This window comes from Oscillibacter sp. 1-3, from assembly GCF_000403435.2.
Lineage (GTDB): Bacteria > Bacillota > Clostridia > Oscillospirales > Oscillospiraceae > Oscillibacter.
In genome coordinates, this window is record NZ_KE159710.1 from 374600 (window position 1) to 398513 (window position 23914).

23 protein-coding genes and 2 pseudogenes are annotated in these 23914 nt (G+C 55.2%); 20 read left to right on the forward strand and 5 right to left on the reverse strand.

Annotation, left to right across the window (positions count from 1 at the left end):
- Window positions 1-30: 30 nt before the first annotated feature.
- Genes C816_RS17670 through C816_RS17680 form a run of 3 tightly spaced genes read right to left on the reverse strand, consistent with a single transcriptional unit; the run spans window position 31 to window position 2197 of the window.
- Window positions 31-450, reverse strand: coding sequence for a nuclear transport factor 2 family protein (locus tag C816_RS17670; protein WP_016323777.1), 420 nt, complete (start codon window positions 448-450; stop codon window positions 31-33).
- 26 nt (window positions 451-476) lie between these two features.
- Window positions 477-1508: a sensor histidine kinase gene (locus C816_RS17675; protein WP_016323778.1), complete on the reverse strand. Its 1032-nt coding sequence runs from the start codon at window positions 1506-1508 to the stop codon at window positions 477-479.
- Window positions 1505-2197: a response regulator transcription factor gene (locus tag C816_RS17680; protein WP_016323779.1), complete on the reverse strand. Its 693-nt coding sequence runs from the start codon at window positions 2195-2197 to the stop codon at window positions 1505-1507. The genes C816_RS17675 and C816_RS17680 overlap by 4 nt, the downstream gene beginning before the upstream one ends.
- A gap of 237 nt (window positions 2198-2434) precedes the next feature.
- On the opposite strand from C816_RS17680, the pseudogene C816_RS23020 reads away from it, so the two are divergent.
- Window positions 2435-2734 (forward strand): annotated as a pseudogene (locus C816_RS23020) (helix-turn-helix domain-containing protein); the annotation flags it as partial.
- On the opposite strand, the pseudogene C816_RS17685 reads toward C816_RS23020, so the two are convergent.
- Window positions 2723-2977 (reverse strand): annotated as a pseudogene (locus C816_RS17685) (transposase); the annotation flags it as partial. The pseudogenes C816_RS23020 and C816_RS17685 sit on opposite strands and share 12 nt — an antisense overlap.
- 587 nt (window positions 2978-3564) lie before the next feature.
- On the opposite strand from C816_RS17685, the gene C816_RS17690 reads away from it, so the two are divergent.
- The 7 genes from C816_RS17690 to C816_RS23925 all read left to right on the forward strand — a co-directional run bounded on the left by C816_RS17690 (window position 3565) and on the right by C816_RS23925 (window position 11130).
- The gene (locus tag C816_RS17690; protein ID WP_016323782.1) at window positions 3565-5169 is read left to right on the forward strand and encodes a PucR family transcriptional regulator; all 1605 of its coding nucleotides are present in this window, start codon (window positions 3565-3567) and stop codon (window positions 5167-5169) included.
- Entirely contained in the window at window positions 5162-5320 is a 159-nt protein-coding gene (locus tag C816_RS23920; RefSeq protein ID WP_155979078.1) for a hypothetical protein, read from the forward strand. Before C816_RS17690 ends, C816_RS23920 begins: the two co-directional genes overlap by 8 nt.
- Window positions 5321-6136: 816 nt before the next feature.
- Window positions 6137-6805, forward strand: coding sequence for a response regulator transcription factor (locus C816_RS17695; protein WP_016323783.1), 669 nt, complete (start codon window positions 6137-6139; stop codon window positions 6803-6805).
- On the forward strand, window positions 6802-7812 hold the full coding sequence (locus tag C816_RS17700; protein ID WP_016323784.1) for a sensor histidine kinase: 1011 nt from the start codon (window positions 6802-6804) through the stop codon (window positions 7810-7812). The genes C816_RS17695 and C816_RS17700 overlap by 4 nt, the downstream gene beginning before the upstream one ends.
- A 78-nt stretch (window positions 7813-7890) precedes the next feature.
- Window positions 7891-8649, forward strand: a complete 759-nt coding sequence (locus C816_RS17705) for an ABC transporter ATP-binding protein (protein ID WP_016323785.1) — start codon at window positions 7891-7893, stop codon at window positions 8647-8649.
- On the forward strand, window positions 8630-10588 hold the full coding sequence (locus C816_RS17710) for an FtsX-like permease family protein (protein ID WP_371254402.1): 1959 nt from the start codon (window positions 8630-8632) through the stop codon (window positions 10586-10588). Before C816_RS17705 ends, C816_RS17710 begins: the two co-directional genes overlap by 20 nt.
- 371 nt (window positions 10589-10959) lie before the next feature.
- Window positions 10960-11130: a hypothetical protein gene (locus tag C816_RS23925; RefSeq protein ID WP_207636953.1), complete on the forward strand. Its 171-nt coding sequence runs from the start codon at window positions 10960-10962 to the stop codon at window positions 11128-11130.
- A gap of 14 nt (window positions 11131-11144) precedes the next feature.
- Here C816_RS23925 and C816_RS23025 read toward each other — a convergent pair whose 3' ends face one another.
- Window positions 11145-12677 (reverse strand): IS3 family transposase, encoded by a 1533-nt coding sequence (locus C816_RS23025; RefSeq protein ID WP_016320743.1) that lies wholly within the window; start codon window positions 12675-12677, stop codon window positions 11145-11147.
- A gap of 133 nt (window positions 12678-12810) precedes the next feature.
- Here C816_RS23025 and C816_RS17720 point away from each other — a divergent pair, with 133 nt between their 5' ends.
- The 12 genes from C816_RS17720 (at window position 12811) to C816_RS17775 (ending at window position 23910) form a co-directional block, all read left to right on the forward strand.
- A complete protein-coding gene (locus C816_RS17720) occupies window positions 12811-14025 on the forward strand; it encodes a hypothetical protein (protein ID WP_016323787.1) in 1215 nt (404 codons plus the stop codon).
- Window positions 14019-15143, forward strand: a complete 1125-nt coding sequence (locus tag C816_RS17725; protein ID WP_016323788.1) for an antirestriction protein ArdA — start codon at window positions 14019-14021, stop codon at window positions 15141-15143. The genes C816_RS17720 and C816_RS17725 overlap by 7 nt, the downstream gene beginning before the upstream one ends.
- Entirely contained in the window at window positions 15140-16213 is a 1074-nt protein-coding gene (locus C816_RS17730; protein ID WP_242832254.1) for an LPD28 domain-containing protein, read from the forward strand. Before C816_RS17725 ends, C816_RS17730 begins: the two co-directional genes overlap by 4 nt.
- Entirely contained in the window at window positions 16213-16878 is a 666-nt protein-coding gene (locus C816_RS17735) for a DUF4240 domain-containing protein (protein WP_016323790.1), read from the forward strand. The genes C816_RS17730 and C816_RS17735 overlap by 1 nt, the downstream gene beginning before the upstream one ends.
- Window positions 16879-18153 carry a DUF4314 domain-containing protein gene (locus C816_RS17740; protein WP_016323791.1) on the forward strand — a complete coding sequence of 425 codons (1275 nt, stop codon included), beginning with the start codon at window positions 16879-16881 and terminating at the stop codon, window positions 18151-18153.
- A gap of 1 nt (window position 18154) precedes the next feature.
- Window positions 18155-19357 carry an antirestriction protein ArdA gene (locus C816_RS17745; protein ID WP_242832267.1) on the forward strand — a complete coding sequence of 401 codons (1203 nt, stop codon included), beginning with the start codon at window positions 18155-18157 and terminating at the stop codon, window positions 19355-19357.
- 52 nt (window positions 19358-19409) lie between these two features.
- The gene (locus C816_RS22065) at window positions 19410-20795 is read left to right on the forward strand and encodes a hypothetical protein (protein ID WP_016323793.1); all 1386 of its coding nucleotides are present in this window, start codon (window positions 19410-19412) and stop codon (window positions 20793-20795) included.
- Between the two features lie 162 nt (window positions 20796-20957).
- Window positions 20958-21311: a helix-turn-helix domain-containing protein gene (locus C816_RS17755; protein WP_016323794.1), complete on the forward strand. Its 354-nt coding sequence runs from the start codon at window positions 20958-20960 to the stop codon at window positions 21309-21311.
- Complete coding sequence (locus C816_RS17760; protein ID WP_016323795.1) at window positions 21304-22284, forward strand: DNA adenine methylase; 981 nt, start codon at window positions 21304-21306, stop codon at window positions 22282-22284. Before C816_RS17755 ends, C816_RS17760 begins: the two co-directional genes overlap by 8 nt.
- Window positions 22285-22299: 15 nt before the next feature.
- Window positions 22300-22809 (forward strand): hypothetical protein, encoded by a 510-nt coding sequence (locus C816_RS17765; RefSeq protein WP_016323796.1) that lies wholly within the window; start codon window positions 22300-22302, stop codon window positions 22807-22809.
- Window positions 22799-23542, forward strand: a complete 744-nt coding sequence (locus C816_RS17770) for a DUF3849 domain-containing protein (RefSeq protein ID WP_016323797.1) — start codon at window positions 22799-22801, stop codon at window positions 23540-23542. Before C816_RS17765 ends, C816_RS17770 begins: the two co-directional genes overlap by 11 nt.
- 14 nt (window positions 23543-23556) lie before the next feature.
- Window positions 23557-23910 (forward strand): hypothetical protein, encoded by a 354-nt coding sequence (locus C816_RS17775; RefSeq protein ID WP_016323798.1) that lies wholly within the window; start codon window positions 23557-23559, stop codon window positions 23908-23910.
- Window positions 23911-23914: the final 4 nt, after the last annotated feature.

A 23914-nucleotide genomic window follows, 5' to 3' on the forward strand; every position in this document is an offset into this window, starting at 1 on the left:
TCTCCGAATTGTATAGAACTTCATACACTTCTAAAACCAATTCGCCTTTTGATTTCTAAATTGAGGGATGTCGCTTTCTTGATAGGGATTATAAGTATTGCGGTTACACCCAAACTCTTTTAATGCTTTTATTTTATTGTCCTCTGTCCATTCAACCAAAGAAATGCCGTCAAATTCCTCTATATCCCCATTGTTCATTTCATTTTTGAAATACCATTCTACAATCGTTTGATTTTCTTTATGGAAGAATTGCCTGATTTCCCAAATTACCACCTTTCCACGGGTATTCCACTCCTGAAACCAATGCTTTACGGTTTTACGATTGCTATACTGGGGACACCAACTTTCTGTATAGAGGACATCTTCTGTAAAAATATCATCAATGCCCATATCTTTCTGATAAAGCCACATATCAAACCACAGTCGGATCGTTTTTTCTCGTTCATTCATAATAGAAACACCTCGCTCATTTACTTTCATTTTGTAGGCAGCATAATGGAAAATTCCGAACCCTTGCCCGGTTCCGAAACTACTCTGATATAGCCGCCCTGCCGCGTTGTGATCTCGCGCGCCAGATACAGGCCAATGCCAACGCCCTGCTGTTCGTGTACTTCTTCCTCACGATAGAAGCGCCGGAAGATGGCGGCCTGATTGCTTTCGGAAATGCCCTTGCCGGTGTCGGCCACTTTGATCTCCACATACATTTCCCACAGTACCACCGACACATCAATTTTCCCGCCTGCCGGGGTGTACTTCACCGCATTGTCCAGCAGGTTAAAAAGGGCTTCGGATGTCCACTTGCTGTCATGGGAAACGGCCAAATCCTCCGGGCAGTCCACGGACACGGCGATTTCCTTTTTCTCCGCTGCATACACAATCCCACTCATAGCCTGCGCCACGGTATCAAAAAGGCGGCCCGGTTTCTTATCCAACTGGATCACGCCCGTTTCCAGCCGGGAGGTTTTCACAAGGGCCTGAAAGAGAAAGTCCAGCTTATCCGTCTGGCTGCGGATTCCCCGGATAAAGTCAGTGCGCTCCGCCTCAGTCATAGGCTTTTCCAGCAGGGTGTCCGTCGCCATTTTCAGGTTGCTTACCGGTGTTTTCACCTGATGGGAAATATCCGATACAAGGGCCTGTAACTCCTGCCGTTCCTCGTCCACAAGACGGCGGTTCTCCTGCATGATCTGGTAAAGCCTTGCCAGCCGGTGTCCGATTCTGGCAAGCTGGGTTTCGCTGTCCTCTGGCCGCTGGGGCGCTTCATTCCCGGCGATCATGTGGTCTAAAGTCTGGCACAGGTCAGCGGTAAACTGTGACAGCCGTTTTCCAAACGCCTGCGTCAGTACAAAAATCCCCACAAGGGCGCACAGCAGCAGCGCCCCGCCAGTCAGCAGCACCGCTGCCTGTTTTGTCACAAAACACAGGGCTATGGTAATCCCGGACATAGAGAGGACAAGTCCCATTGCTACCCGGCCAAACAGCCGCTTTACCGAGAGGTTTTGAAACTTCATTTCGCCTCGCCTCCCGTCCACTGATAGCCCATGCCGTAAACGGTCTTGATGTAGGGCGCGCCGCCGTCGGATTCAATCTTGCTGCGAATCCGGCTGATGGAGGTTGTCAGGGTGTGTTCATCCACAAATTTCTCGTCTATATCCCACAGCTTTTCCAAAAGCTGCCCACGGGTCAGCACTTGCCGGGGATTTTTGCGGAACAGGTTCAACATTTTGTATTCCATCGGGGATAGGGTCAGGGGCTTGCCGTTTAGGGAAGCCGCCTGCTCCGAGAAGTCCAGAAACAGCCGCCCGTCGTCGTAAATGTCCTTGGCCGGTTTGTGGTGTTCCAGCATGGCGAACATGGCTTTGATTTTCCGCTGCAAGGCCCCGATCACAAAGGGCTTTGTGATGTAGTCCACCGCGCCCACCTCATAGCCTCGTATCTGGTCGCTTTCCTGATCGTTGGCGGTCAGGAAGATTACAATGGTGTCCGGGTGCTGGGGCTTTATCAGCCTGCACAGTTCAAAACCGTTCCCATCCGGCAGGTTGATGTCCAGCAGCACTAAATCAAATTCCCGCTGGCGTAGGACATCGGCTGCGGTTCTGGCAATTAGGACAGAAGTCACGCCGTATCCGTCTGCGGTCAGGTTATAGGCTAACATCTTATTCAAAAAACTGTCGTCCTCGACAATTAAAATCTGCTTCATATCCGCACTTCCTTTGCTTTTTGCAGATAGTATAACAGGCAAATGTCTGCGAAATGTTACAGCGGACAGATTTTTTCAAAAAATATCCACCTCTATTATAATTTGATTTGGTTAATGATACAAGGATAGCGTTTATATCTCACTAAAAAAACAGTATAATCATACCTGTTAGTCGGCACAATAAGGTTATTCCTTTGTTTAAATCGGCACAATAGAATATATTTGAGATGAATGATTATGCCGATTGATGATTTAACAGCTTTGGGGCAAAAAATGCGGGAAGCCCGAAAAAGAAAAGACCTGACACAGCAGGAGCTTTCTGATTTGAGCCATGTATCTGTAAAGCAGATTGCCAAGATTGAAAAAAGGCAGATGAATCCGTCCTTTTTGATTTTGAAGGCACTGGCAAAGGTACTGCTGATTTCTCTGGATTCTTTAATCAATCCAGATGTTTCCCCGGAAGATGAGGGAGCCAGTCAGATGAAGATGCTGTATTGCGGCTGCCCGTCAGAAATGCGTGAACCCCTCTTCCAGAATCCTTTCCCAAATTCCCTTATCCCGCCATCGACAAAACCGTCGGTGTACATTCTTCCAGTTTTCATAAGTTTCTGGCAAGTCCCGCCAAGGCGCTCCGGTGCGCAGAATCCAGAATACTCCGTCGATAAACTGCCGGGTGTCTCGAGCATTCCCTCCTTGTGTTCCCTTTTCGCCTATAGTGTATGGCTTGATTTTCTCCCAACCTCTATCGCTTATACCGTGTCGCCGCTGTTCCTTTCCCATTTTTCAGCCCCCTATTTCTTTGAGGACTATTTTATCATATTTATATTGATGATACCATCTAATCGCCAAAAATCTCCTCTCCCTTATACACTGGTACAATCCGCAAACTGTCCAGCAGCATTTTTGCAGCTGACTGACACCCCATGTAGAAGGACCTCGGCAAATGCGGCAGACTCTCCGCATTTGCCGAGGCATTTTCCGCTCTATATCTACACTACTGGTATTCTGCAATTTTCCAATTCCGTCTGATGGCTTATCCGTAAAACCGCAGAGACTCAATCGCAAACCGCTCCAAAGAACAATCCCTTTTTTCCTGCGCCTGCCGCCAAGTTCCCCGTAAGGCCGTCTTTCCTGGGGATGCCTTCTCTTTCAAGCATTTCCGCCCCTGAAAAGCCCGCTGTTGAACAAAATGTACCGAAACGTTCATTATCTAACCCTCCAGCATTTAGATTTATCAAAACATCGATGGATACCGGCTGTTTCTATTTTTAGTATACGGTACAAAATTCACCTTTTATATGTTGACACTCTACAAATTTATTCTTATAATTTATGATAGCATCACAATAAAGAAGAGGTACTGCACAGTGGAACACGCAAATTATCCAACCCTTGAGGAATTATTGCGACAGGATATATTTTCAAATAGCCAAGTGCTGAGCGGAGAGGCCGCCCTGGATATTCCCGTCGCCGGTGTAAATTTGACAGACACGCCGGATTACTATGACTGGGTCTCCCCCCATGAATTGTTGGTTACAAACTGCTACGCCATCTGCGGTGATGCACCCGCTCTGTCCGCATTCATTGGACACCTTGCGGAAAAGGGGTTGGCGGGTGTATGTATCAAGCCCTCACGGTTTCTGGGAACAATTCCAGAATACATGATCTCGGCGGCAAGAGAGCAGGAGTTTCCTTTGATAGCGCTGCCGCCTACGATCCGGTTCGCCGATATCACCAAGGCGGTCTCTGACGAACTTCTCCGCCGGCAGACCGCTCTGCTACACAACAGTATCGCGGTAAACCAGATGCTGCTCCAAACCATTACAGAGGGAGCGTCCCTGGAGGATCTTGCCCGAAGGATACGAGAAATTGCAGGCGGAAGTGTTCTTTTGGTGGATAGCATCAACCAACGCCAGGCATGCAGCCTATCCAAGGCGGACTCTGCGCGGCTGGCCGCTTTGGAGCATGACGCCCTATGCCAAACCCTTCTGGAAGAGGCGGATGTCTATGAAATGCAAATCGATGGCCACTTGTTCGGTACCGTCTGTCTGTGCCGGGCGAAAGATCAGCCCCCGCTTCAAACGGACATTCTCTCCCAAATTCTCCAGACAATCCCACTCGAAATATCCAGGGAACACTCCATACGGAAAACCGAAAGCCGGAGCTTTACTGAGTTTTTTCAGCACCTGATTTCTGACCACATTCTGGATGACAGTTGGGAGCAATCCCGCGCCAACGCCTTCCATTTGGATTTATCCGCATCGCATGCTTTGTTGGAACTTCATTTTCAGTCAAACAATTCTATCAGCGAATATACAGCCACCTTTCAGCGTACTGCTTTTTTTCATACTCTGCGTCAAAGTCTGGAACAGCTTGGTATAGATGCCCACATTATGGATCAACCCGACGGCTGTCTAATCCTTATGGGTTCCAAAGAGGACTCCATCCCGCTGGATCATGCGTTAGCCCGTCTGTCCTCTACCTTTGAGACCTTTCGAACCGGCTACCCAGATTTGTCCCTCGCCGGCGGATGCAGCCGCTCACACGCCGGAATCCCCGGTCTCTCTCTCTGCCGTTGGGAAGCACAGCTTGCGCTGAAAGCCGCCTGTTCAAAGAATGGAAATTCTTTTTTCCACTTTGACCAGCTTGGAATTTTACGGCTTTTATACTCCAGTAATCCGTCCCGTGAAATCGGGCGGTTCATCAGAGAGACGCTGAAAGAACTGGCATCACCGAAACTGTCCCACGAAAAAGAACTGCTTGAAACGCTGGAATCCTACTTCCGAAACCTCGGCAACCAACGCCGCATCGCGCAGGAACTCTATATTCACTATAACACTGTAGCATATCGGCTGAATAGTATCCAAGAACTCACACGGATGAATCTGGATAATCCTGAGCATCGTATGCAATTAGAGTTGGCGTTGTACCTCCGGCGGATCCACATCATGGATAAATTAGGCCATGTTTGAAAAAAGTCAAAACGCCCAAACAGTGGATCTTTTTCCGCCGCTCTGCGTTAAATTTTCTTGCCGGGCATCAGCCCGCCTGCAAAAATTTGCCTTGATTGGCGAAAAAATCTCTCGCCGTTGGGCATTCCGCCATTTTGCAAACAAGGCCTAGCTTCTTTTGTAAACGGGGATCCATAATTCGGAATCACCATATTGGGATCAAACAAGCCAGTGGTAACGGCGAAATTGCATTTGACCCATTTTTGACCCAGAACAGGAAATTCCTCTGCGGAACCAACGGAGCGGATGGTAAATGAGGGACTCTATCAGCTGAACGAACACTGCCAAACAAGGCTGAAAGAGTCTGCCACCATCCCTCCAAGCTACGGACCAGCCGGTGTTACCCAGCGTGGCGGCGCAAGACGCCACGCTTTTATCCTGCTTTTCCTTCGTTCAATCATCAGGGCTGGTTTGAGTACTGCCTTTGTACATAATGATGCGGCCTCCGCCTTGCCAACAACGCCTGTAGAAGTCTTAACACGGTGCTTCTTTTCGCTGGATAGGATATCCAGTTCCACTGGCCCACACGCCGAAACACGGGCTATCCTGCCAGTCTGCAGCGCGTTTCCCTTCTCGGCACTCCTTTCTCCTCTCCCCCTTCAGGTGGTATGGGGTGCCAGGGCTTTGCCCCGGCGCGTGTGGCCGTCGGTAAGCCTGCGGCAATGCTTGGTCCCACCCCCGGGTGGAAAAACTCGCCTTTACAGCTGCACCTTATTGGGGAATTTTGGTATTTTGTTTTGCCGCATACCGCTGCCTGTCGATGGGGACACAGATGCCCCCCGTCCTCAAATCCCCTGATTTCCTCTGTTCCGTTCCTTGTTCGGGGATGGAGACCGTATGCGTTTCATCCGCAATGATCGTTCCCACTGTGGACATCTGCCGCTTATTCGTGCTATGATGAAAAAAACAGTTCACGGAGGCAGATCTCATGCAAAAGATCATGATCGTAGAAGATGACCCGGCCATTCGGGAGGAACTGGCGCTGCTCCTGGAAAATGAGGGATATACGCCTTTTGTAATTACGGAGTTTATCGATATACCCGCTCAGGCGGCGCTGGAACGCCCGGACTTAATTCTTTTGGACATTGGCCTTCCGGGCAAGGACGGTTTCTCTCTTTGTGCGGCGCTGCGGAAGGCCATTCCCGCGCCGGTGGTTTTTGTCACCAGCCGGGACGCCGGTGTGGACGAAGTACGGGCGCTGAGCCTGGGCGGGGATGACTACATCACCAAGCCATACAGTGTTCCCGTCCTGCTGGCCCGGATCAAGGCCGTCCTGCGCCGAACCGGCCGCGGGCTGGCGCAGGCGGATATTCTGGAGGCTGGCGGGCTGTGCCTGAGCCTGACAAAAGGCATTGTGTCGGCCAATGGAAACACCGCGGACCTCACCCGAAATGAGCTGCAAATATTAGCCTGTCTGATGGCTCACGCGGGGCAAATTGTCTCCAGGGCCGATCTGATCGATACGCTATGGGACCATCAGATTTACATCGACGACAATACGCTCAGTGTGAATATGACCCGGCTGCGGGGGAAACTGGCGGCGCTTGGCCTGCCCGATGCCGTCAAGACCCGGCGGGGAATGGGGTATCAGCTATGACCCCTCTGGAATTTTTGTCGGACCGGCTGGGGCGGCTCGCGCTCCAACTGATTTGTATTGGGCTGGCGGTGCTGTTCCTCTTTGCCACAGGAACACAGCCGGGTGTTCTGATTATTCTGCTGTTTGTTCTGCTGTTTATTTTCGCAGCGGCACAGATTTACGACTTTTTCCGTCAGCGTATCTATCTTCAGGAGCTGGAATCCATCCTGGACAGTTTGGACCAAAAATATTTGTTTGCCGAGTGTGTTCCGCCTCCCCAAAATCTCTATGACCGGCGGTTGTTTAATTTAACCCGCCGGGCGGGCCGGGCCATGACGGGGGCGGTTTCCGATGCCCAGGCCGCTCAGCGGGAGTACCGGGAGTATGTGGAACGCTGGGTACATGAAATCAAGGCCCCGATCACCGCCGCCCGGCTTATCTGCCGGGATCTGGACGGGGACACCCGTCGGAAGCTCACAGCGGAACTTGGTCAAATCGAGGCTCATGTAGAGCGGGCATTATTCTATGCCCGGGCAGAAAACCCGGAGCAAGACTGCCTGTTCCGGAAGATAGAGCTGGAGAAAATTGCTGCCCAGGCCATTGAAAACCACCGCTCCCTATTGATTCAAAATGGCATCCAGGTGGAGACAGAGGGGCTGAGCGGTACGGTTTATACCGATGAAAAATGGGCGGTCTTTATCCTGGGCCAACTGCTCCAAAACGCCGCCCGCTACCGGGGAGAATCCCCGGTCATTACAATCTCAACCCGTCCCCTCGGAAAGCGGGTACAGCTTACCGTCTTCGACAATGGCATCGGCATTCCCGCCCATGAGCTGCCCCGTGTGTTTGAGCGGGGCTTTACCGGCAGCAATGGACGCTCTCGCGGCGGCTCTACCGGCATGGGCCTGTATCTATGCAGGAAACTGGCCGGTTTTCTGGAGCTGGGACTGGATATTTCTTCCCGGGAGGGGAAGGGAACGGCGGTAACGCTGACCTTTCCCGCAAAGGAAAGCCTTACAAAACTGTAAGGTAAATCAATATAACCTCGATACAACGGCCTTCGCTTTTGGTATACCATAGAGCCGCAAGCAAAGGAGGCAAACGATATGCTGCAGGTACAAAACATTGAAAAATATTACGGAAGCAAAAACAACGTCACCAAGGCGCTGGACCGGGTAAGCTTCGATGTGGAGGCCGGGGAGTTCCTGGCCATCATGGGTGCGTCAGGAAGCGGAAAAACTACTCTGCTCAACTGCATCTCCACCATCGATACCATCAGCGCCGGGAAGATTCTCTTGGACGGGGTGAGTGTAGCCGACCTGTCGGAAAGTGAACTGGCTAAATTCCGCCGGGAGCGGCTGGGCTTTGTGTTTCAGGACTTCAATCTGCTGGATACCTTGACCATCGAGGAAAACATCGGTTTGGCCCTCTCTCTGAATCACCAAAACCCCGGGACAGTACAGAACCGGGTGCGGGAGGTGACTGGAAAGCTGGGCATCACCGACATCCTGGCGAAATTTCCGTATCAGGTTTCCGGAGGCCAGAAGCAGCGCACCGCTGTCGCCCGGGCAATGGTTGCGGGACAATCCCTGCTCTTGGCTGACGAACCCACCGGGGCGTTGGACTCCAAGGCATCTAAGAATCTGCTGGAAATCATGACCACCATGAACCAGGATATGGGCGCCACCATCCTCATGGTCACCCACGACGCCTACAGCGCCAGCTATGCCAAACGGGTGCTGTTCCTGAAGGACGGACGGGTGTTCAACGAGCTGCTCCGGGGAGAACGGGGGCGGCCTGTGTTCTACCACGAGATTCTGGATGTTCTGGCCGCGCTGGGGGGTGATGTCAGTGACGTTATCTGAGCTCTCCCTGCGCAACGCCAAGCGGCAGGCCCGGGACTATCTGGTCTACTTTGTCACAGTGGTCATGGCCGCGGCCCTGCTGTATTCGTTTAACGGGCTGGTATTCTCTCAGGAGATCATCACCTTGTCCAAGGGTATCTCCGTACTTCCCCTGATGATTGTGCTGGCCAGCGTGGTGGTGGTGTGCGTCTTTGGCTGGCTGGTGGCCTACGCCACCAGATTCATGCTTCTGCGCCGGGGCCGGGAGCTGGGGCTCTATCTGCTCATTGGCTTGGAAAACCGGCAATTGGCCCGGCTGTTCTTTCTGGAAAATCTGGCTGTGGGCGGCTGTGCCCTGGTGCTGGGGACCGCCCTGGGCGGGCTGCTCTATCAGGCCTTCCGCGCCATTGTGCTGGCGCTGTTCGGCCTGCCCTACGCCTTTTCGTTTGGATTTTCCCTCCCCGCCTTGGGGCTGACGGTCCTCTATTTTGCCTTGATCTATCTCTTTGCCCTTCGCCGCAGCCGCAAATATATCCGCAAGGCGAATATCCACGACCTGATTTATGTTGACCGCGCTAACGAGGGCATGGTCATTCAAACGGGAACTGTGCGCCGCTGGATGTTCTCTTTCTCCATTGTGCTGGGTGTGGCCGGAACCTGTCTGCTGATGGCGGGAGGCGCCATTTTGGGCGTCATCGGGGCGGGATGCGTCATTGCGTTCCTGTTCGGATTTTTCCTTAGCTTCGCCTCCGGTGTACCCGCCTTCTTCGACCGGCGGCCCGCCCGGAAGTACCGGGGGCAAAGCCTGCTGGTATTTCGTACCCTGACAGCCAAGCTGGCCACCATGGGTGTGCTGATGGCCACCATCTCCATGATTTTTACGGCCACCCTGATCTCCGAGGGGGCCGGGTTGGTTTTCCGGGGGCTTTTCGCGGGCCGTGCGGCGGAAAACGCCTGCTTCGACCTGTATATCGGCGCTGCCGGCGACGGACCGGTCAGCCGGGATTATTTCGATTTCATCCAGGACAATATTTCCGTAGAACGGGAGCTGCACTACTGCGTCTACCAAGCGGAGGACAGCCGGGTCATGGACTATGTGGAGCGCATGGGAGAGGACTATCACCGCTACTTTGACCGGGACCCGGTGCTGCGGTACAGCGACTACGCCGCGCTCCGCGCCATTGCTGGATACCCGCCGGCGGAATTGAAGCCGGGGGAGTATCTCATCCACTGCAGGGCCTACCTGGAAAAGCACTTGACCGGCTACACCAAGCCCATCTCCCTGGGAGGCGCCAGCCTGATTCCCGGCGGGGTCCATGCGGAACACCTGCTGCAAAATTACGACACGGGCAACGGGGCGCGGTATATCCTCATAGTGCCGGACGAGGCGGCGGAGGGCCTTCCGGTGTTTCACCACGCCTATGCGGCCAAGACTGCCCAGCCGGTGGCGGAGTCCCAATTTGACCTTCTGTGTGACATCAATTACAGGCTGGGAGAGCAGAATCTTCTGGAGCCAAGCTATGATGAGATTCACACCAGAGCCTCGGAAAAGGCGGAAGAGGCGGCCCAGACGGTCCTGTTCGTCTTTCCCCTCTTCTATCTGGCCCTGGCCTTGACCATGACCGCCGCCACGATTCTCACCATCCAGCAGCTCAGCGAGACAGAGCGGTACAGGCGGCAGTTCCAGCTCCTGCAAAAGCTAGGGATGGACCGGCGAGAGATGGCAAAGGCCCTGGGCCGCCAGTTCACGATTTACTATGCCCTGCCCGCCGTGCCGCCTGTGCTGATCGGCATACCCTTTATCCTCCACTTGTCCCGCGCCCCCGAGCCGGGAGTGATGGTGGGGATGAACAGCCCTGGGGCCATTGTGGCAATCTCACTGGGGATTTTCTTCCTGATCTATGCTATCTACATTCTGCTGGCCTATACCAGCTTGAGGCGGAACGTACTGCCGCAGTGAGCGTAGGGAGAAGCGGCCTCCTGTCCCCCGCTGGGCTGTTTGACCCATAACTTGACCCGGAACAGGAAATTCCTCTGCGGAACCAACGGAGCGGATGGTAAATAGGGGACTCTATCAGCTGAACAAACAGTGCCAAACACGGCCGAAAGAAGCCGTCGCCATCCCTCAGACAAGCTACGGACCAGAAGGCCGGGGGTTCGAATCCCTCAGGGCGTACCAAAGCAAAAGCCCACTTTAGATGCCGTAGGCTGAACGCCTACGGCATCAGTGGTTTCCGGGGATTTCAACCCCCGATTTTTCACCAGTCAAACGGGAGATGTAAATAAGGGTTTTCGAGCAACTTGGGGGATTTGAACCCTCGTAATATTCAATTGAAAAAAGGCGCTAAATTTCAAGCGCCAATTTTATGCGTCGATCAGGCGGCAATGAACAGCCAACTGACCGGCGCTTTTTTTATTGCAGGCAAAAAGGGCACCGCAGCAATGAAGTGCCCCCTGTCAAGTAGACAAAACAGAGAAAAAGAAAGGCAGGAATGGCAATGAGATAGCTTTTGCCTCTATTTCACCCCAGCTGCCAAGAATTCCATAGGCGTCACACACCCAAGCTTTTTTTGGTATCGTTCATGGTTGTAGAAATAGATGTATGCGGCGACCGCCTCGCAAAGCTGGCTGTAGTCATCAAAATGATGTAAATAGTACATCTCGGATTTCAAAGTACCCCAAAATCCTTCCATGGGCGCATTGTCCAGGCATTTTCCTGGACGGGACATACTTTGACAGACACCGGCCTCCTTCATCCTTTTTTGAAAGGCGCGGCTGGTATATTGTGCGCCCCGGTCGCTATGAACCAGCGGATGCGCATCGGGATACTGCCGGAACGCCCATTCAAAGGCTTCGAAGACCAAAGCGATGTTATTACGCTGCCCGAATGAAAAACCTACAATATTCCTTCCGTACAAATCCAGGACTGCGCACAAATAAGCTTTTCCGCTTGTCCCATATTTGAATTCTGTTACATCCGTCAGCCACTTTTCATTTGGTTTCTTTGCCGCAAAGCCCCTGTTCAAAATATTTTCCGCAAGATATTCATCCGAAGACTTCTTCCTGCGTGTCCGCTTTCTTCTCCTGCATACAGAGCGGAGGTCAAGGAGCCGCATCAGCCGGTATACCCTCTTCAGATTACACTTGATTCCATACCGTCGTTCCAAAATGATCTGCATCTGCCGGTAACCGGGAACGCCGTGCTGGCTTTGGTATATTTCAACAATTAGATGAGCCAGCTTTTCGTCTTCCCTCTGCTTGGGACTTGCCGCTCGGTTGAGCCATTTGTAATACCCAGCCCGGCTGACGCCTGCTGCCATACAGAGCTTGCACACAGGCCAGTGATACGTCTCATGCAGTTCCTTGACGGTTTGATAGGCCGTTTCATGCCGGACCCCGCTGAAGTCCGGCAGCTGATTTCTGGGCCAGCATATCTGCTGGTATCTCTGCTGTACCGCCATTTTCATTTCCAGTTCCAGGCTGTTCATCCGCAGGCGCTGGTTCTCCGCGGCAAGGCCGGACGAACGATGGTCACCGTCCAACCCCTCCAAGCCTGCCTTGTGGTATCGCTGTACCCAGCCATAAACCTGCTGATATGTGAACCCGAAGCAAGCCGCGGTCAGCTTGTAGTTTTTTCCATGAGTGATGCAATACTCCACCGCTGCTTTACGCTCTTCATAAGATACCATGGTCAACGGAACACTCCTTCTGCCTCCGGGAGAACGGAATCCTTTTTGACCATTATACAACTTAATCCACTGTTCCAGCTGCGATCTTGACCGCAGCTGATATTTTTTGCAGACTGCCTCTATACTTATCTGACCGGACAGATACAGCTCTGCCGCCTGCTGCTTTACGATTGCGGGATAGTGATGATTCCCCTTCCGGTGACGCAGCCCTTCCTCACCAAACAGATCATAATTCTGAAGCCATTTCTGTAGGGTGCTGCGCTGCACCCCAAATCTTGCTGCGATTTGATTCAGGCTCCCGGCTCCGGCATAGCACTGCTTCACTGCATCGATCTTTGTTTCCGCACTGATTGCTGACATAATGATGCTCCCCTTCGAGTAGTCTGCAAGTTTTTCTCGCTTTGTCTACTCTATGGGGAGCATATCAGAAAACGGCGCGCAGCCAACCGGCAAAGCTGCCGGTCCCCAGACAAACGGTCGGGGAGGAAATCGTATGAGCTATGTGATCAAGGCGGTGCTGTCCAATCCCCGGCACCCGGAATGCGGGCAGATCACCATTCCCTTCCCCATCCCCGCTGATCAGTACGATCAGACGATTGAGATGCTCCAGGCGATGGATCTGGGGTACTCCGTAAACCGGGACTGCACGGTGGATGAGGTGGACAGCCATTACCGTGTGCTGGGCGCCCTGAATGGTACGCTGGTCAATGTGGACCAGCTGGACTATCTGGCGAAGCGGCTGGACAGCTTTTGTGTGGGTGAGGACGCCCAGTTCCAGGCAATGGCCCATAAGATGGAGTTAGCCGACATCAAGGACTTCATCAATCTCACGTTCTGCTGCCAGCAGGCCACGGTCATCACAAACTTTTCCGATTTGGAATCCATAGGGCGCGGCCATTTTCTGAACCTGAATGGCGGCAGCGCCAGGACGGAGGAGCTGGAAAACCTGGACGGCGCCGAAACCGCCTTGCTGCTGATCGACAGCGGCGGCGAAACGGTCACCCCTTACGGTGTGGTCTACAGCAACGGCATAGTGCTGGAGGAGCTCTATAACGGGCATCAATTCCCCGCATATCTCTATGACAATCCCCTCATGGTGCTGGAGATTACGCCAAATCGGGGCCTTGCGGAGGGAAAAAACCCGGAATACCTGTACCTCCCCGCTTCGGAACACCAAATTGAGCGGACACTGCTCCGCGTCCATGTTGATACAGCGTCCGACGCGCGTCTGCGTTTTGACTTCAATGAACTGCCGGAAAAAGTGGCGGACGCCCTGGATCTGGAACAGCTGTCCGGTGATGACCTTCCCAGCTTTAACCGGCTGTGCCAGGCCATAGAGCCGCTAACGGACGCGGACATCGAAAAGCTGAACGCGGCAGTGCTGATGACAGAGACCTCTGGCATTCTTTCTGTCTGCCGCCTGGCGGAGAATCTGGACCAATTCAGCTTTGTTCCCGGCGTCCAGACTCCGGAGGAGTATGGCAAATACATGATCCAGCAGTCCGGCCACTTCGAGTATGACAAAAATCTGGAGGGCTTCTACGACTACCGGCGCTATGGGGAACAGCGCATCCGGGAGGATGGCGGACAGTTCAACGAGTGCGGTTATGTGGCATATCAAGGCGCGATTCCACTGGAGGAATTGATGCGGGACAATCCTGAAGAACCGTGTCAGCAGGGACCCCAGATGGGAGGACTGTCATGCTGAGACTTCACATATCAAGCGGAATCAGCAGGGCGGGACAGCTGGAGCTGCCGATGCCTCCGGGTGATCTCAAACGGCAGACGGAAACGCTCCGCCCTCCAGCGTCTAATCACCCCCTCCATGTCTCCTCAGTGGACTCCCCCATCCCCAGCCTCGGCTGGCATCTCCAGCACGTCAGGCTGGACAGCGGCACCACGCTTCAAAAGCTGAATCGGCTGGCGGAGACAATTGATGGGATGAACGAGGCGGGATACTACCATCTGGGCAAAGCTCTGAATACAGAGTCCCGGCAGAGTCTGGATGAGGTGCTTCGGACCGCCGCCCATATAAAACCGTCCAGTATGGACTGTTATGAAATCATCCCGGATGTCACCACCCACCAGGCGCTGGGCGAGTGGCTTGTAGAGCATGACAGCCTGGAGGAAAAGGTTCCCGAGAGTCTGCGGCCCTATCTGGACTACCACAGCATTGGCGTGGATTATTGCATCGCCCATGAGGGGGAATTTCTGTCCACCGGATATGCGGGAATCCGAATGGGGGCGGCAGAGCAGGTTCTGGAGGAACAGGGAATCCTCCACCTGACGCTTACCACAGCGGAAAGCTGGTATTACCTGACGCTTCCCGCCTCAGAGGAAAAGCTGGAGGACGCGAAAAGGGATCTGGATGTGGAGGATTTTGCCCAGGCGATGATCGCAGGCGTAAAATATACGGCGCCTCATTTAGGCCGGCTGATTCCCGCAGACTGCATCACGGTGGAGAACGCCAACGAACTGGCGCTGTGTCTTCGGGAGATGGAGCAGGAGGAGGGCGAAGTAATGAAGTTCTGCGCAGTCCTGGAGGCGGAGCAGCCGGATACCTTTGCGGAGGCCCTCAACATCGCCATGGACCGGGACGACTATGAGCTGGTTCCGGAGAACGCGGAGGGGTACGGAAAGCAGGTGCTCCGCCGCATCGGGGCGGATGACGAGATCATCGACACCATCGACAGCTATATGGATTTCGCCCAGCTTGGCACAGATTCCCTGGCGGAGGATGGCGTTCGCCGGACAGAGTTCGGTATGGTGCGCCGCCTGAGCAAACCGTTCCCACCTGCGCCGGAAATCGGACAGGCAATGATGTGAAAACTTCTGCTGGACTTCCAGGCGAAACTGTGGTATCTGTTGAGATCACAAACGAGAAAAAGGAGATGAACGCGTTGTACATCGACATCTACAAGGACCAGATGCTCCCGATAGAGCTGTTTGGCAGGCAGGTACTTTATACCAAGCACCCCATTGCCCGAGAGGAGGTTCCGGAGGGGTGGTGCTGTTATGACCTCTGCGGGACAGACCGAAAGCCGAACCAGTCGCTGAAGCTGACGGACGCCGCCCTGATCTACCATACCGGTACGGTGCTCTCCCCGCGGCCATTGAAGCGAAGTACCACATTGGAACGAAAAGTGACGGATTTATTTTTCCCAAATGCGGAGCCGCTCACTCTGGCGGAATTCTGCCGCAATCAGAATCTGCCCTTTCCCCAGGACCCGAGAAAATACGTTCTGCGTCCCGCTTCCCCCGAGGAGGCGGGATTATTTTACGCCCTGCCGCCGGAGAGGGATGAGGCGCTGGGCGCTATCGGCCATGTCCGCATTGACTTTGGCGGCGGCGGCAGCAACTTCCATCACAGCTGGTGGCCCAGAGGCCCCGAGGAGCTGAATACTCAGGAGTTCAGGGATGAGCTGGGCAGTGTGGTGGATGAACTCCGCAGAAGCGTTTTGAAAGACCTCTCCTCCATGCGGCGCTATTGCTGGGGCCATAGCGGAGAGATCAAGGGCGGCGTCTGCTGCCAGAATTACGGCTATGTGGTGGAAACAGACCGCTGTCTCTACCGCCTTCGGTGCAACCCAGCACAGGGAGATTACCATGCCTATCTCGGGTGCTTTGATAAGCAGGCGCAGAAGCAGATCATCGGACGTGTCACGTTTGCCAGCGGCGTGAGCGAGGACTTTACGGACCCGCAGAAATACCTCCGGACCCTCCGGGAGGAACTTCCCTATCACCCCACCACTGGCTTCCGCTATGAGACCCTGACCGATGATCCGGAAATCCGCAAGGCGGTAGATGACATGCTCTATGATCTGTATGGCGAGGAAAATCCACGTCCTTTGGAGGACTATGGCAGCAGCGGCATGATGGGGGGCATGAGCCTGTGATGGAAATGACGAAAGACGGCTTCTGGGACCTGATCGCGGAGGCAAAGAAGAGATACGGCCAGGACCAGGACGGCTCGTTCCAGTGGCTGAAAGACCAGCTCACCATCCTTGGCCCCCAGCAGGCCCAGGACTTCCATGACATTCTCCACGGATACCAGCAGCTTGCCAATCAGTACGGACTCTGGAGCGCCGCAATATTGATATGTGAACACGGCTGTACGGACGACGGCTTTATTGACTTCCGGGCCTGGCTGATCGCCCAGGGCAGGGAAGTCTATCTGGCGGCGCTGGCAGATCCGGACTCCCTGGCGGAGGTGGAGGCATATGGCGGCTGCCAGTTTGAGGAGCTGACCGATACGGGGAATACGGTGCTGGAGACACTGACAGGCCAAAGCGCCTATGAGGGCACAGACCTGGCCGCCTGCAATGCGCTGGCGGCGGAGCTGCGGCAGGATATTGCCTATGGCGGGGGTATCGGCTATCCCTGCGAATGGGATGAGCTTGAAGCGCATTTCCCCCGCCTGTGCGCCAAATATCTGGAGCCGGGCACAGTGGAGTCCATGCTGGAGACCGACAATACGATATGGTACTCCGGCAGTCCGGACATCCAGAAAGCGCGGGCGGGCGGCCCGCCGCAGCTCAATATGAATATGGAGGGGATGTAAATGAACCAAATATCAAAAGAGTGGCTGGACTTCCTGCGCCAGCAGTTTCCGCAGGGCAGCCGGATACAGCTCCGTGAGATGAAAGACGTTCCCCGCCCGGTGGAGCCGGGAAGCAGGGGTAGGCTGGAGGGCATTGACGACGCCGGAAACTTCCTGGTACGCTGGGACAGCGGACGCAGCCTGAATCTGGCACCGGGCGAAGACAGCTTTACCGTCCTTCCCCCACCCCTCCAGATACTGAAGTTGTATATGCCCATGACCGCGACCTATTATGATGAGGAAGACGGTGTAGAGAATGAGATCACAATGGACTACCGCGAGACAGTGGAGTATGCCCCGCAGATCATCGCGGCGTTTCAAAAGGAGCGTGCGTGGCTGGAACAGCACGCGGGCAGCCTTGAAGATGCGGAGCGCGGTCTCATGGCCTATTTCAGCGGTACGGAAAGTGTACATCAGAAAGTACGATCCTGCTATTTCACCGCTGAGGTGCGGGAGGGACAACTCTGGGGTGTGGCGGAATGCAAGATATGCGGCAGCCTGACGCCGATGGAACTGGAGCACCTCATAGATGAGATTGGCGGACAGGCCAGCGATGGTGTTGGAGAGGTCTTTGAACAGCATGAGATCCAGATAGGCAACGGCCTGAAAATCTACCCTCACCTGTGGCAGAGCGAGGGTTGGAGTATCATGCCGGAACAGGATCGCTTCGATCCCCACTTTTCGGAGCGGCTCCCGGATATTTGCCTCTCGGTTCTGCCGGAAAACAACGCCCTGATCTATATTACCAAGGGCACTGGCTGCCAGATATCGGAAGACAGCAGTGAGAAGCCCGGCCTGAACCGGCACATGGCAGACTACTGCAATAGAAAGCGGGGCATCAGCAAGGCTCAGGAGGCGGCTATGCTGGGCGGATGTCTGCACGGCTGGGAGTCCACCGCCGCTGATCCCAAACGCTATATGCAGGAACAGTGCCAGACTTCCGGGCGGAAAGTGACAGAGGAGCTTCCGGAGCTGTGCTTCTCTGTCCTTCCCAGCACCGGGGCACTCATCTGCATCAAGCGAGGCGAGAGCGGCTATTTTCCCTCGGACTGGGATACCGGCGATCCGGCTCAGAACCGGGAGCTGGCAGACTACAACAACCAGCGCCTCGGCGTCACGGCCGCCCAGCGGCTGGCGATGGAGGCTGGGTCTATGCATGGCTGGGACTGCCCTGCCGCTGATCCCAAGACCTATGAGCAAACCCCGCAGACGATAGGGGGGATAACCCTTGCGTAAAGTGTTTGAGGTCTATCTGGCGAAAGCGGACCAACCGGACAGCGCCGCGTGTGCGGAGCTGTCCCTCCCTGCGGCGCCCTATCAGCTTCAGGACGCATTTGACAAGCTCCGATTGGCAGACGGCGAGTCCCTGTACTGGGAGATCACAGGGTATCAGCAATTTGAAGAGCTGTCCTCCGTTTTGAACGATACCTGCGGGCTGTACGACCTGAACGCCCTGGCGCAGAAAGTGTCAGAGCTGGATGAACAGCAACGCGCCGCTTTCGCGGGGCTTCTGGCCATAGAACAGAGGAAAAACCAGCCCATCCCAATCTCAAGGCTGATTGACATTGCCCATAGCACGGATTGCTGTCATATAGTGGGTTCGGCTCTGAACGACTCCCAGTTGGGCCTCTTCTGCGCGGAAAACGGTTTTCTTCCTGAACTGGATAATCTGCCGGATACGGTGTTCAGCCTGCTGGACTTTGAGCGGATCGGGCGGGAATACCGTCTGCGGGAGGGCGGAGTCTTCATAGAGCGCAGCACGGACCATCCCGGAGGTTATGTGGAACAGAGCAACGCACTGGCAGAGGTATACAAAACGCTGGACCTGACTCCCGAAATACCGGACTACGCCATACTGCTGGAGTTGTCCAAGGGGTTCTTCAACGATCCCGGGTATGACAGCGATAAGACCGCCCAGCTGAAGTTGCCCGCTTCGCCGGAGGAGTTGTCCTCCGCGCTGGATGCTGTGGAAGCCCGGGACTGGCGGGAAGCTGGCTGGAGCTGCCTGGACTGCCGGGTCCCGGCGCTGACGGAGATGATCTCTGACGCCGGGGAGGGGATCGACTTTCTCAATTGCCTGTCCCAGCGGCTGGCGGACATGGAACCGAAGGCCCTGACCGCATACAAGGCCCTGCTGGACGCGGTAAAGTGCCATGATCTTCAAAACGCCGCTCTGCTGGCAGATACGCTGGACAGGTACATCTTCTCTCCGCAGTACAGCTCCCCCGCCGAAGTGGCGAAAGGGGAGCTGTCTGCGATCCTCTGCGAAGTGGAGTCGGAGATTATCATGCCCCATGTGAACCTGTATCAATATGGACAAGCGCTGATCCAGAAGTACGGCGGAACGCTGACCTCCTATGGCCTGATCGAGCGGGTGGATGGACAGCCGGTCCTGAATATGGAAAAAAGACCCCAACAGGGCGGAATGGAGTTGAAGTAACATAGAAAAGTTTAATCATCTGCTGGAGCTGCCCGGCACACCCCAGGAGCGGATGTGGCTGGAGGAGCGGCTGGAAACACTGAGCGTTCGGGAGAGCTATATCCTCGCCGCCATTTCTATGCGGCATCCGCCTGAAACCGCGGGCAACGCCATCAACAGCATTCAAAATCTGTCCGGGTGTGAGACGCATCCGGCTGGCTGTTACGAAGAATTAGGCCGGTTCAGTTTGGGTCAGGCGTCCCAATTGCCGGAGGAGGTTCTGCCCTATGTGGACTTTGAGCATATCGGGCAGCAGTTTGAGAATGAGCATCCCGGCCTGTTCATCGGAAGTATTTATGTGGAATATCCAAAAGAACCGCCAGAGCCAGCTTACTGCGGAAAGAACACGCTTCTGCCGGAGGACAGCGATTGGAGCGTCAAGCTGAAGCTGGCCTCCCCCGCTGTGCCGGATGGGGTATGGCTTCGCCTGCCGGACTATGATGGGCAGACGCCGGAAAAATCCGGCGAGGTCAAGCTGGTTCTGGAGGAACTGCGGGTCAAGTCTCTGGAGGACTGTACGCTGCTGAAGGCCCGGTGTATTCTCCCGGAAGCCGGCGATCTGATGAAACAGTATGACAGCGTCACGGATCTGGTTCGGGACGGAGATAATCTGGGCTATGTCCTGGATGAGCAGGGGCAAGGCGCCCCCCACTGGCTGGAGAAGTTCGCCGCCGCGCTGGAATACGAGAACTGCCGCACCCTGAAATTTGCTCTGGATATATCCCAGAACCTCCACTGCTATGAGTGGGTGCCGCGCGGCAGTTTGAAAGAATTTGCTGCGGACAATCTCCGTTCCCATGGCGTGTCAGAGGCGCTGATCCAATCCGGCAATATCAATCTGAGGGAGTACGGTTCAGATCTGCTGGATGCCTCCGGATATATGGAGGCCAGCGGCGAGACCGGCTATCTGGTCCGTAACAGTCAAATATTTGTCCACGAATACACGGCCTCTGTGGAAGGTTCCCCCTCCTGGCGGGATATTTTGAAGGCGCTCCCCCGTCTGGAACAGCTCTCCAGCCAGGCCGGCCCGGAGGAAACCGCCAGCGCAAGAGCCGCCATGATGGAAGCTCTCGCAGAGAGCGGCACTGACGGTATCCGGCATCTCCAGACGGCGATGGAATATGAGAGATGCGGCAGTCTCGAGGAGGCCGCGGAAATAGCCGCCCATCTGGGCAGCTATGACTTTGTGGAGAAAGCCGAATTTGAGGAGAGTGTAAGGCAGGAACTGCTGGCAAAGGGACTGAGTGAAGAAATGATCCGTTCCTGCATTGACTTTAAGGCTTATACGGCAATCGCCTATGGATATGATTCCATCTACAGCTCTTATGAAACCGGACTGTACGTCCACAGAAGCGCCGCCCTGTCCCAGCCGGAACAGGGCGGCATATGCATGCAGTGAGCATACCGTCAATTTGAGGAGGTGGTGTGAAATGGGCGCAGCCCATACCCGGCGAAAAATGAATAATTAAATCATCACAGGGGCCGTTTTCCGAAAGGGACAGACGGCCCCTTCTTTTTTTATGTCCATTTTCGGAAAACCGACTCCGGAAAGGACGAGAAAATGCGGAAAAAACAGCTGTTAGCCTACCTGAAAGACGCCTGCCCCGGACGCCGGTATACCGTGAAAGGCGCCGAGCTGGAGCAGGTGCTTCACCTCAGCGGCACAGACCTGCGGAAGCTGGTAAACCGCCTGCGTCAGGACGGCGTCCCCATCTGCAGCAGCCGGAACGGGTACTTCTACGCCAGAACTGCCGGCGAGATCTACACCACCATCCTCCAGCTCCAAGCCATGGTGCGGGGCCTGGAGGCCGCCATCCGCGGTCTGGAGTCCGCGCTGGAATACTTTGGAGAACCCCGCGAGGCTCCCGCCGGGCTCCCGCGAAGCGGAACCGGCGGCGAGGAAGGAGGTGTCTGAGATCGCAAGGCCGGTCATTCCATGGGTAGGCGGAAAAGAAAAGCTGGCGCCCTATATCACCCAGATCTTTCCGCCCAACATGAAGCAATATCTGGAGCCTTTCGGCGGCAGCGCCGCCGTGCTGCTGAGCATGCCGTCCTGCCCCGGCAGGCTGGACATCTACAATGACCTGAACGCGGAGCTCAGCAACCTCTTCCTCTGCGTGAAAGAGCGGTGTAATGCCCTGCTCCGGGAACTTAGCTTTCTTCCCATCCACTCCAGGGAGGTTTTCGAATTCTACAAAGACTTTGCCGCCCACAGGGAGATCACCCTGCGGAATATTCAGGAGGAGCTGCGGATTCTGGACGATCCGGCGTGCTTCACCCCGGAGCAGGCTGCGGAACTGCGGCCAATTTTCCAGGAGAGGCTGGAGCTCTATGACGTCCAGCGGGCGGCGGCCTATGTCATGCGGGTCCGGGGCAGCTTCAACGCCACCACCACCTCTTTCGCGGTGAAAGGTTTGAACCTGCCCCGGTTCCTGTACCTGTTCAAGCCCGCATCCGAGCGGCTCCAGGATGTGGCGATTGAGAACAAGGACGCCATCCAGATCATCCGGGAGCGGGACGGCGTCAACAGGCTCACCTACTGTGACCCGCCCTATTTCGGCGCGGAGCGAAGCTATGATCTGGAGATCGCGGCGCAGTATCACACCCGGCTCCACCGGGTCTTGCGCAAATGCCGGGGACCCGTGGCGGTATCTTACAATGATCACCGCTTCATCCGGCGGCTGTATGACGACTTCCACATCCTGGCTTTCGCGCGGGACAACCCCATGGCGAAGCGGAGCGGCGCGTTATATGGCGAACTGCTCATGACCAATTATGACCCCACTCCATTCCTGGCGGACCAGCTGACGCTGTTTGGCGGGCAGGAGACGGAAAAGCTCCGGCTGGAGCTGGTTCATATTCCGAAAAAATCACTGATTACACTTTGATATTGGAGGTTTCCTATGAATTCCCAGAAAATGATGAACTGCAAGAAGTACAACACGGCAGAATCCGCCGGCCCTCTGTCCCTGATCCTCACCGCCGGCGGTATGGAGCCTGATACGCCTGTCGATATCCATGCTTCCGCGGACACGGCGGTAGTTTTGAGAGAGACGATGACTGCCGCGGAGCTGGTCAGGACCATCCAGTTCCTGCGGACAGTTACGACAAATCTGCTGATCCATCTGGCAAAGGCGTGCGGCCCCTGTGACAACTGCGATGTGGACTGTCCCTGCCTGAAAGATGAGGAGGCGTTTCCGATTCCGGACGCGCTGCTGGAAGAGGCCGGCATCCCCCGTGGCGCCAGGCTGGACGTCTTTGCGGAGGATGGTGCGATCCACATCACAGCCGCGGAGGGGCCGGACCTGCGGGACGTGCCGGTGGACCTTCTGGAGCTGTTCCGGCAGACGGGGATCTGCCTGGATGAGCTGGACGGCCTGCTGCGGGAAAACGGGGTGATCTATGGCGGCTGATTATCCCTGCCTCTACCCCTATTCCCGGCAGGAGGCCCAGCGGCGAAAAGAGGTGAAACTGCACACGGAGAGCTTCAAGATAAACGTCAGCTGTGCGCGGGCCATTGAATGCGCTGTCCGTGACTATTGCAATGAGGCGGATGGGAGTCTGGCGGAGAACTGCGCACAGTCCGTGCTGGAGCAGTACGGATTTAAGCGGGTGTGCTTCGTCCTTTCCAACTCTATCAGACAGATGGCTGATCCGGACCAGATCAGCGGCGAAGCCCGCCAATGGGTGCGGAGAACTTTTGTGCCTCCCGGCCGCAGATACAACATCTATTTTGCAGTGGATGCTGCGGCGCCGCAGCTGGAATCTTTTATCAGGCAGACACAGGAGGCATATCAGTCCCTTGGCCTGTTTGGACCGGAGCATTGCACCGGCGTCCGGTATGAACAGGACTATGAGGGCAAGGTGCTGGTCATGAGTCCGGATACCCTGCGGGAGAGCTGCTGGGACCCCCGCAGTCAGCTCTGGCTGGGTGAAAGCGGCTTTGGATGCTCCCCGCACGCTAGAGGGCAGGCGGTCTACGCCACCTGCCTGGGGGACGGGGAACGGACCCGCTGGAACCGTGCCGACTTCACCGGTGTATTGGATGAGCAGTACCTGCCGGACTGGGCGCGGGAGAAGCTGGAGGAATTACGCAGCGCCCGGCAAGAGCAGCACGTCGGTCCCAGTATGGGCGGTATAAGCTGAAGGAGGCGTTTGCTGTGAAGAAGGCGGAATTACAAAATCAGCTCATAGGAAAGGTACAAAAATGCTGGGATACCTATACAGACAGTCTGCTGGAGCTGAGTCCCGGCGAACTCATCAGCAGCGCGAATGAAATCGCCGCTGCCAGCTGCTGCCACGAACAGCTGAATGGCTGTGCCGACTCTTGCTCGGAGGATTTACTGGAATATCTCCTCCGTTTTGACGACCCGCTGAAAGCCATACGGGATCAATGGATGGCAGAACTGGATATGGATTGCGGCGAAACGTTCAAACAGGTCCTGTGGAGCCTGCGGCAGTACGGTCCCGAACCGGAAAACAGCCCCGCTGTGGGCGGTTTGACTATGGAGTGACCCT

Bases quoted from the DNA above. Each gene is read 5' to 3' on its own strand.
- C816_RS17720 (WP_016323787.1), top strand. From the start codon at position 12,811: ATGAGCTATGTGATCAAGGCGGTGCTGTCCAATCCCCGGCACCCGGAA.
- C816_RS17710 (WP_371254402.1), top strand. From the start codon at position 8,630: ATGTCAGTGACGTTATCTGAGCTCTCCCTGCGCAACGCCAAGCGGCAG.
- C816_RS17770 (WP_016323797.1), top strand. From the start codon at position 22,799: ATGGCGGCTGATTATCCCTGCCTCTACCCCTATTCCCGGCAGGAGGCC.
- C816_RS17670 (WP_016323777.1), bottom strand. From the start codon at position 450: ATGAATGAACGAGAAAAAACGATCCGACTGTGGTTTGATATGTGGCTT.
- C816_RS17765 (WP_016323796.1), top strand. From the start codon at position 22,300: ATGAATTCCCAGAAAATGATGAACTGCAAGAAGTACAACACGGCAGAA.
- C816_RS17705 (WP_016323785.1), top strand. From the start codon at position 7,891: ATGCTGCAGGTACAAAACATTGAAAAATATTACGGAAGCAAAAACAAC.
- C816_RS23025 (WP_016320743.1), bottom strand. From the start codon at position 12,677: ATGTCAGCAATCAGTGCGGAAACAAAGATCGATGCAGTGAAGCAGTGC.
- C816_RS17740 (WP_016323791.1), top strand. From the start codon at position 16,879: ATGAACCAAATATCAAAAGAGTGGCTGGACTTCCTGCGCCAGCAGTTT.
- C816_RS23920 (WP_155979078.1), top strand. From the start codon at position 5,162: ATGTTTGAAAAAAGTCAAAACGCCCAAACAGTGGATCTTTTTCCGCCG.
- C816_RS17695 (WP_016323783.1), top strand. From the start codon at position 6,137: ATGCAAAAGATCATGATCGTAGAAGATGACCCGGCCATTCGGGAGGAA.
- C816_RS17700 (WP_016323784.1), top strand. From the start codon at position 6,802: ATGACCCCTCTGGAATTTTTGTCGGACCGGCTGGGGCGGCTCGCGCTC.
- C816_RS22065 (WP_016323793.1), top strand. From the start codon at position 19,410: ATGTGGCTGGAGGAGCGGCTGGAAACACTGAGCGTTCGGGAGAGCTAT.
- C816_RS17735 (WP_016323790.1), top strand. From the start codon at position 16,213: ATGGAAATGACGAAAGACGGCTTCTGGGACCTGATCGCGGAGGCAAAG.
- C816_RS17680 (WP_016323779.1), bottom strand. From the start codon at position 2,197: ATGAAGCAGATTTTAATTGTCGAGGACGACAGTTTTTTGAATAAGATG.
- C816_RS17755 (WP_016323794.1), top strand. From the start codon at position 20,958: ATGCGGAAAAAACAGCTGTTAGCCTACCTGAAAGACGCCTGCCCCGGA.
- C816_RS17675 (WP_016323778.1), bottom strand. From the start codon at position 1,508: ATGAAGTTTCAAAACCTCTCGGTAAAGCGGCTGTTTGGCCGGGTAGCA.
- C816_RS17725 (WP_016323788.1), top strand. From the start codon at position 14,019: ATGCTGAGACTTCACATATCAAGCGGAATCAGCAGGGCGGGACAGCTG.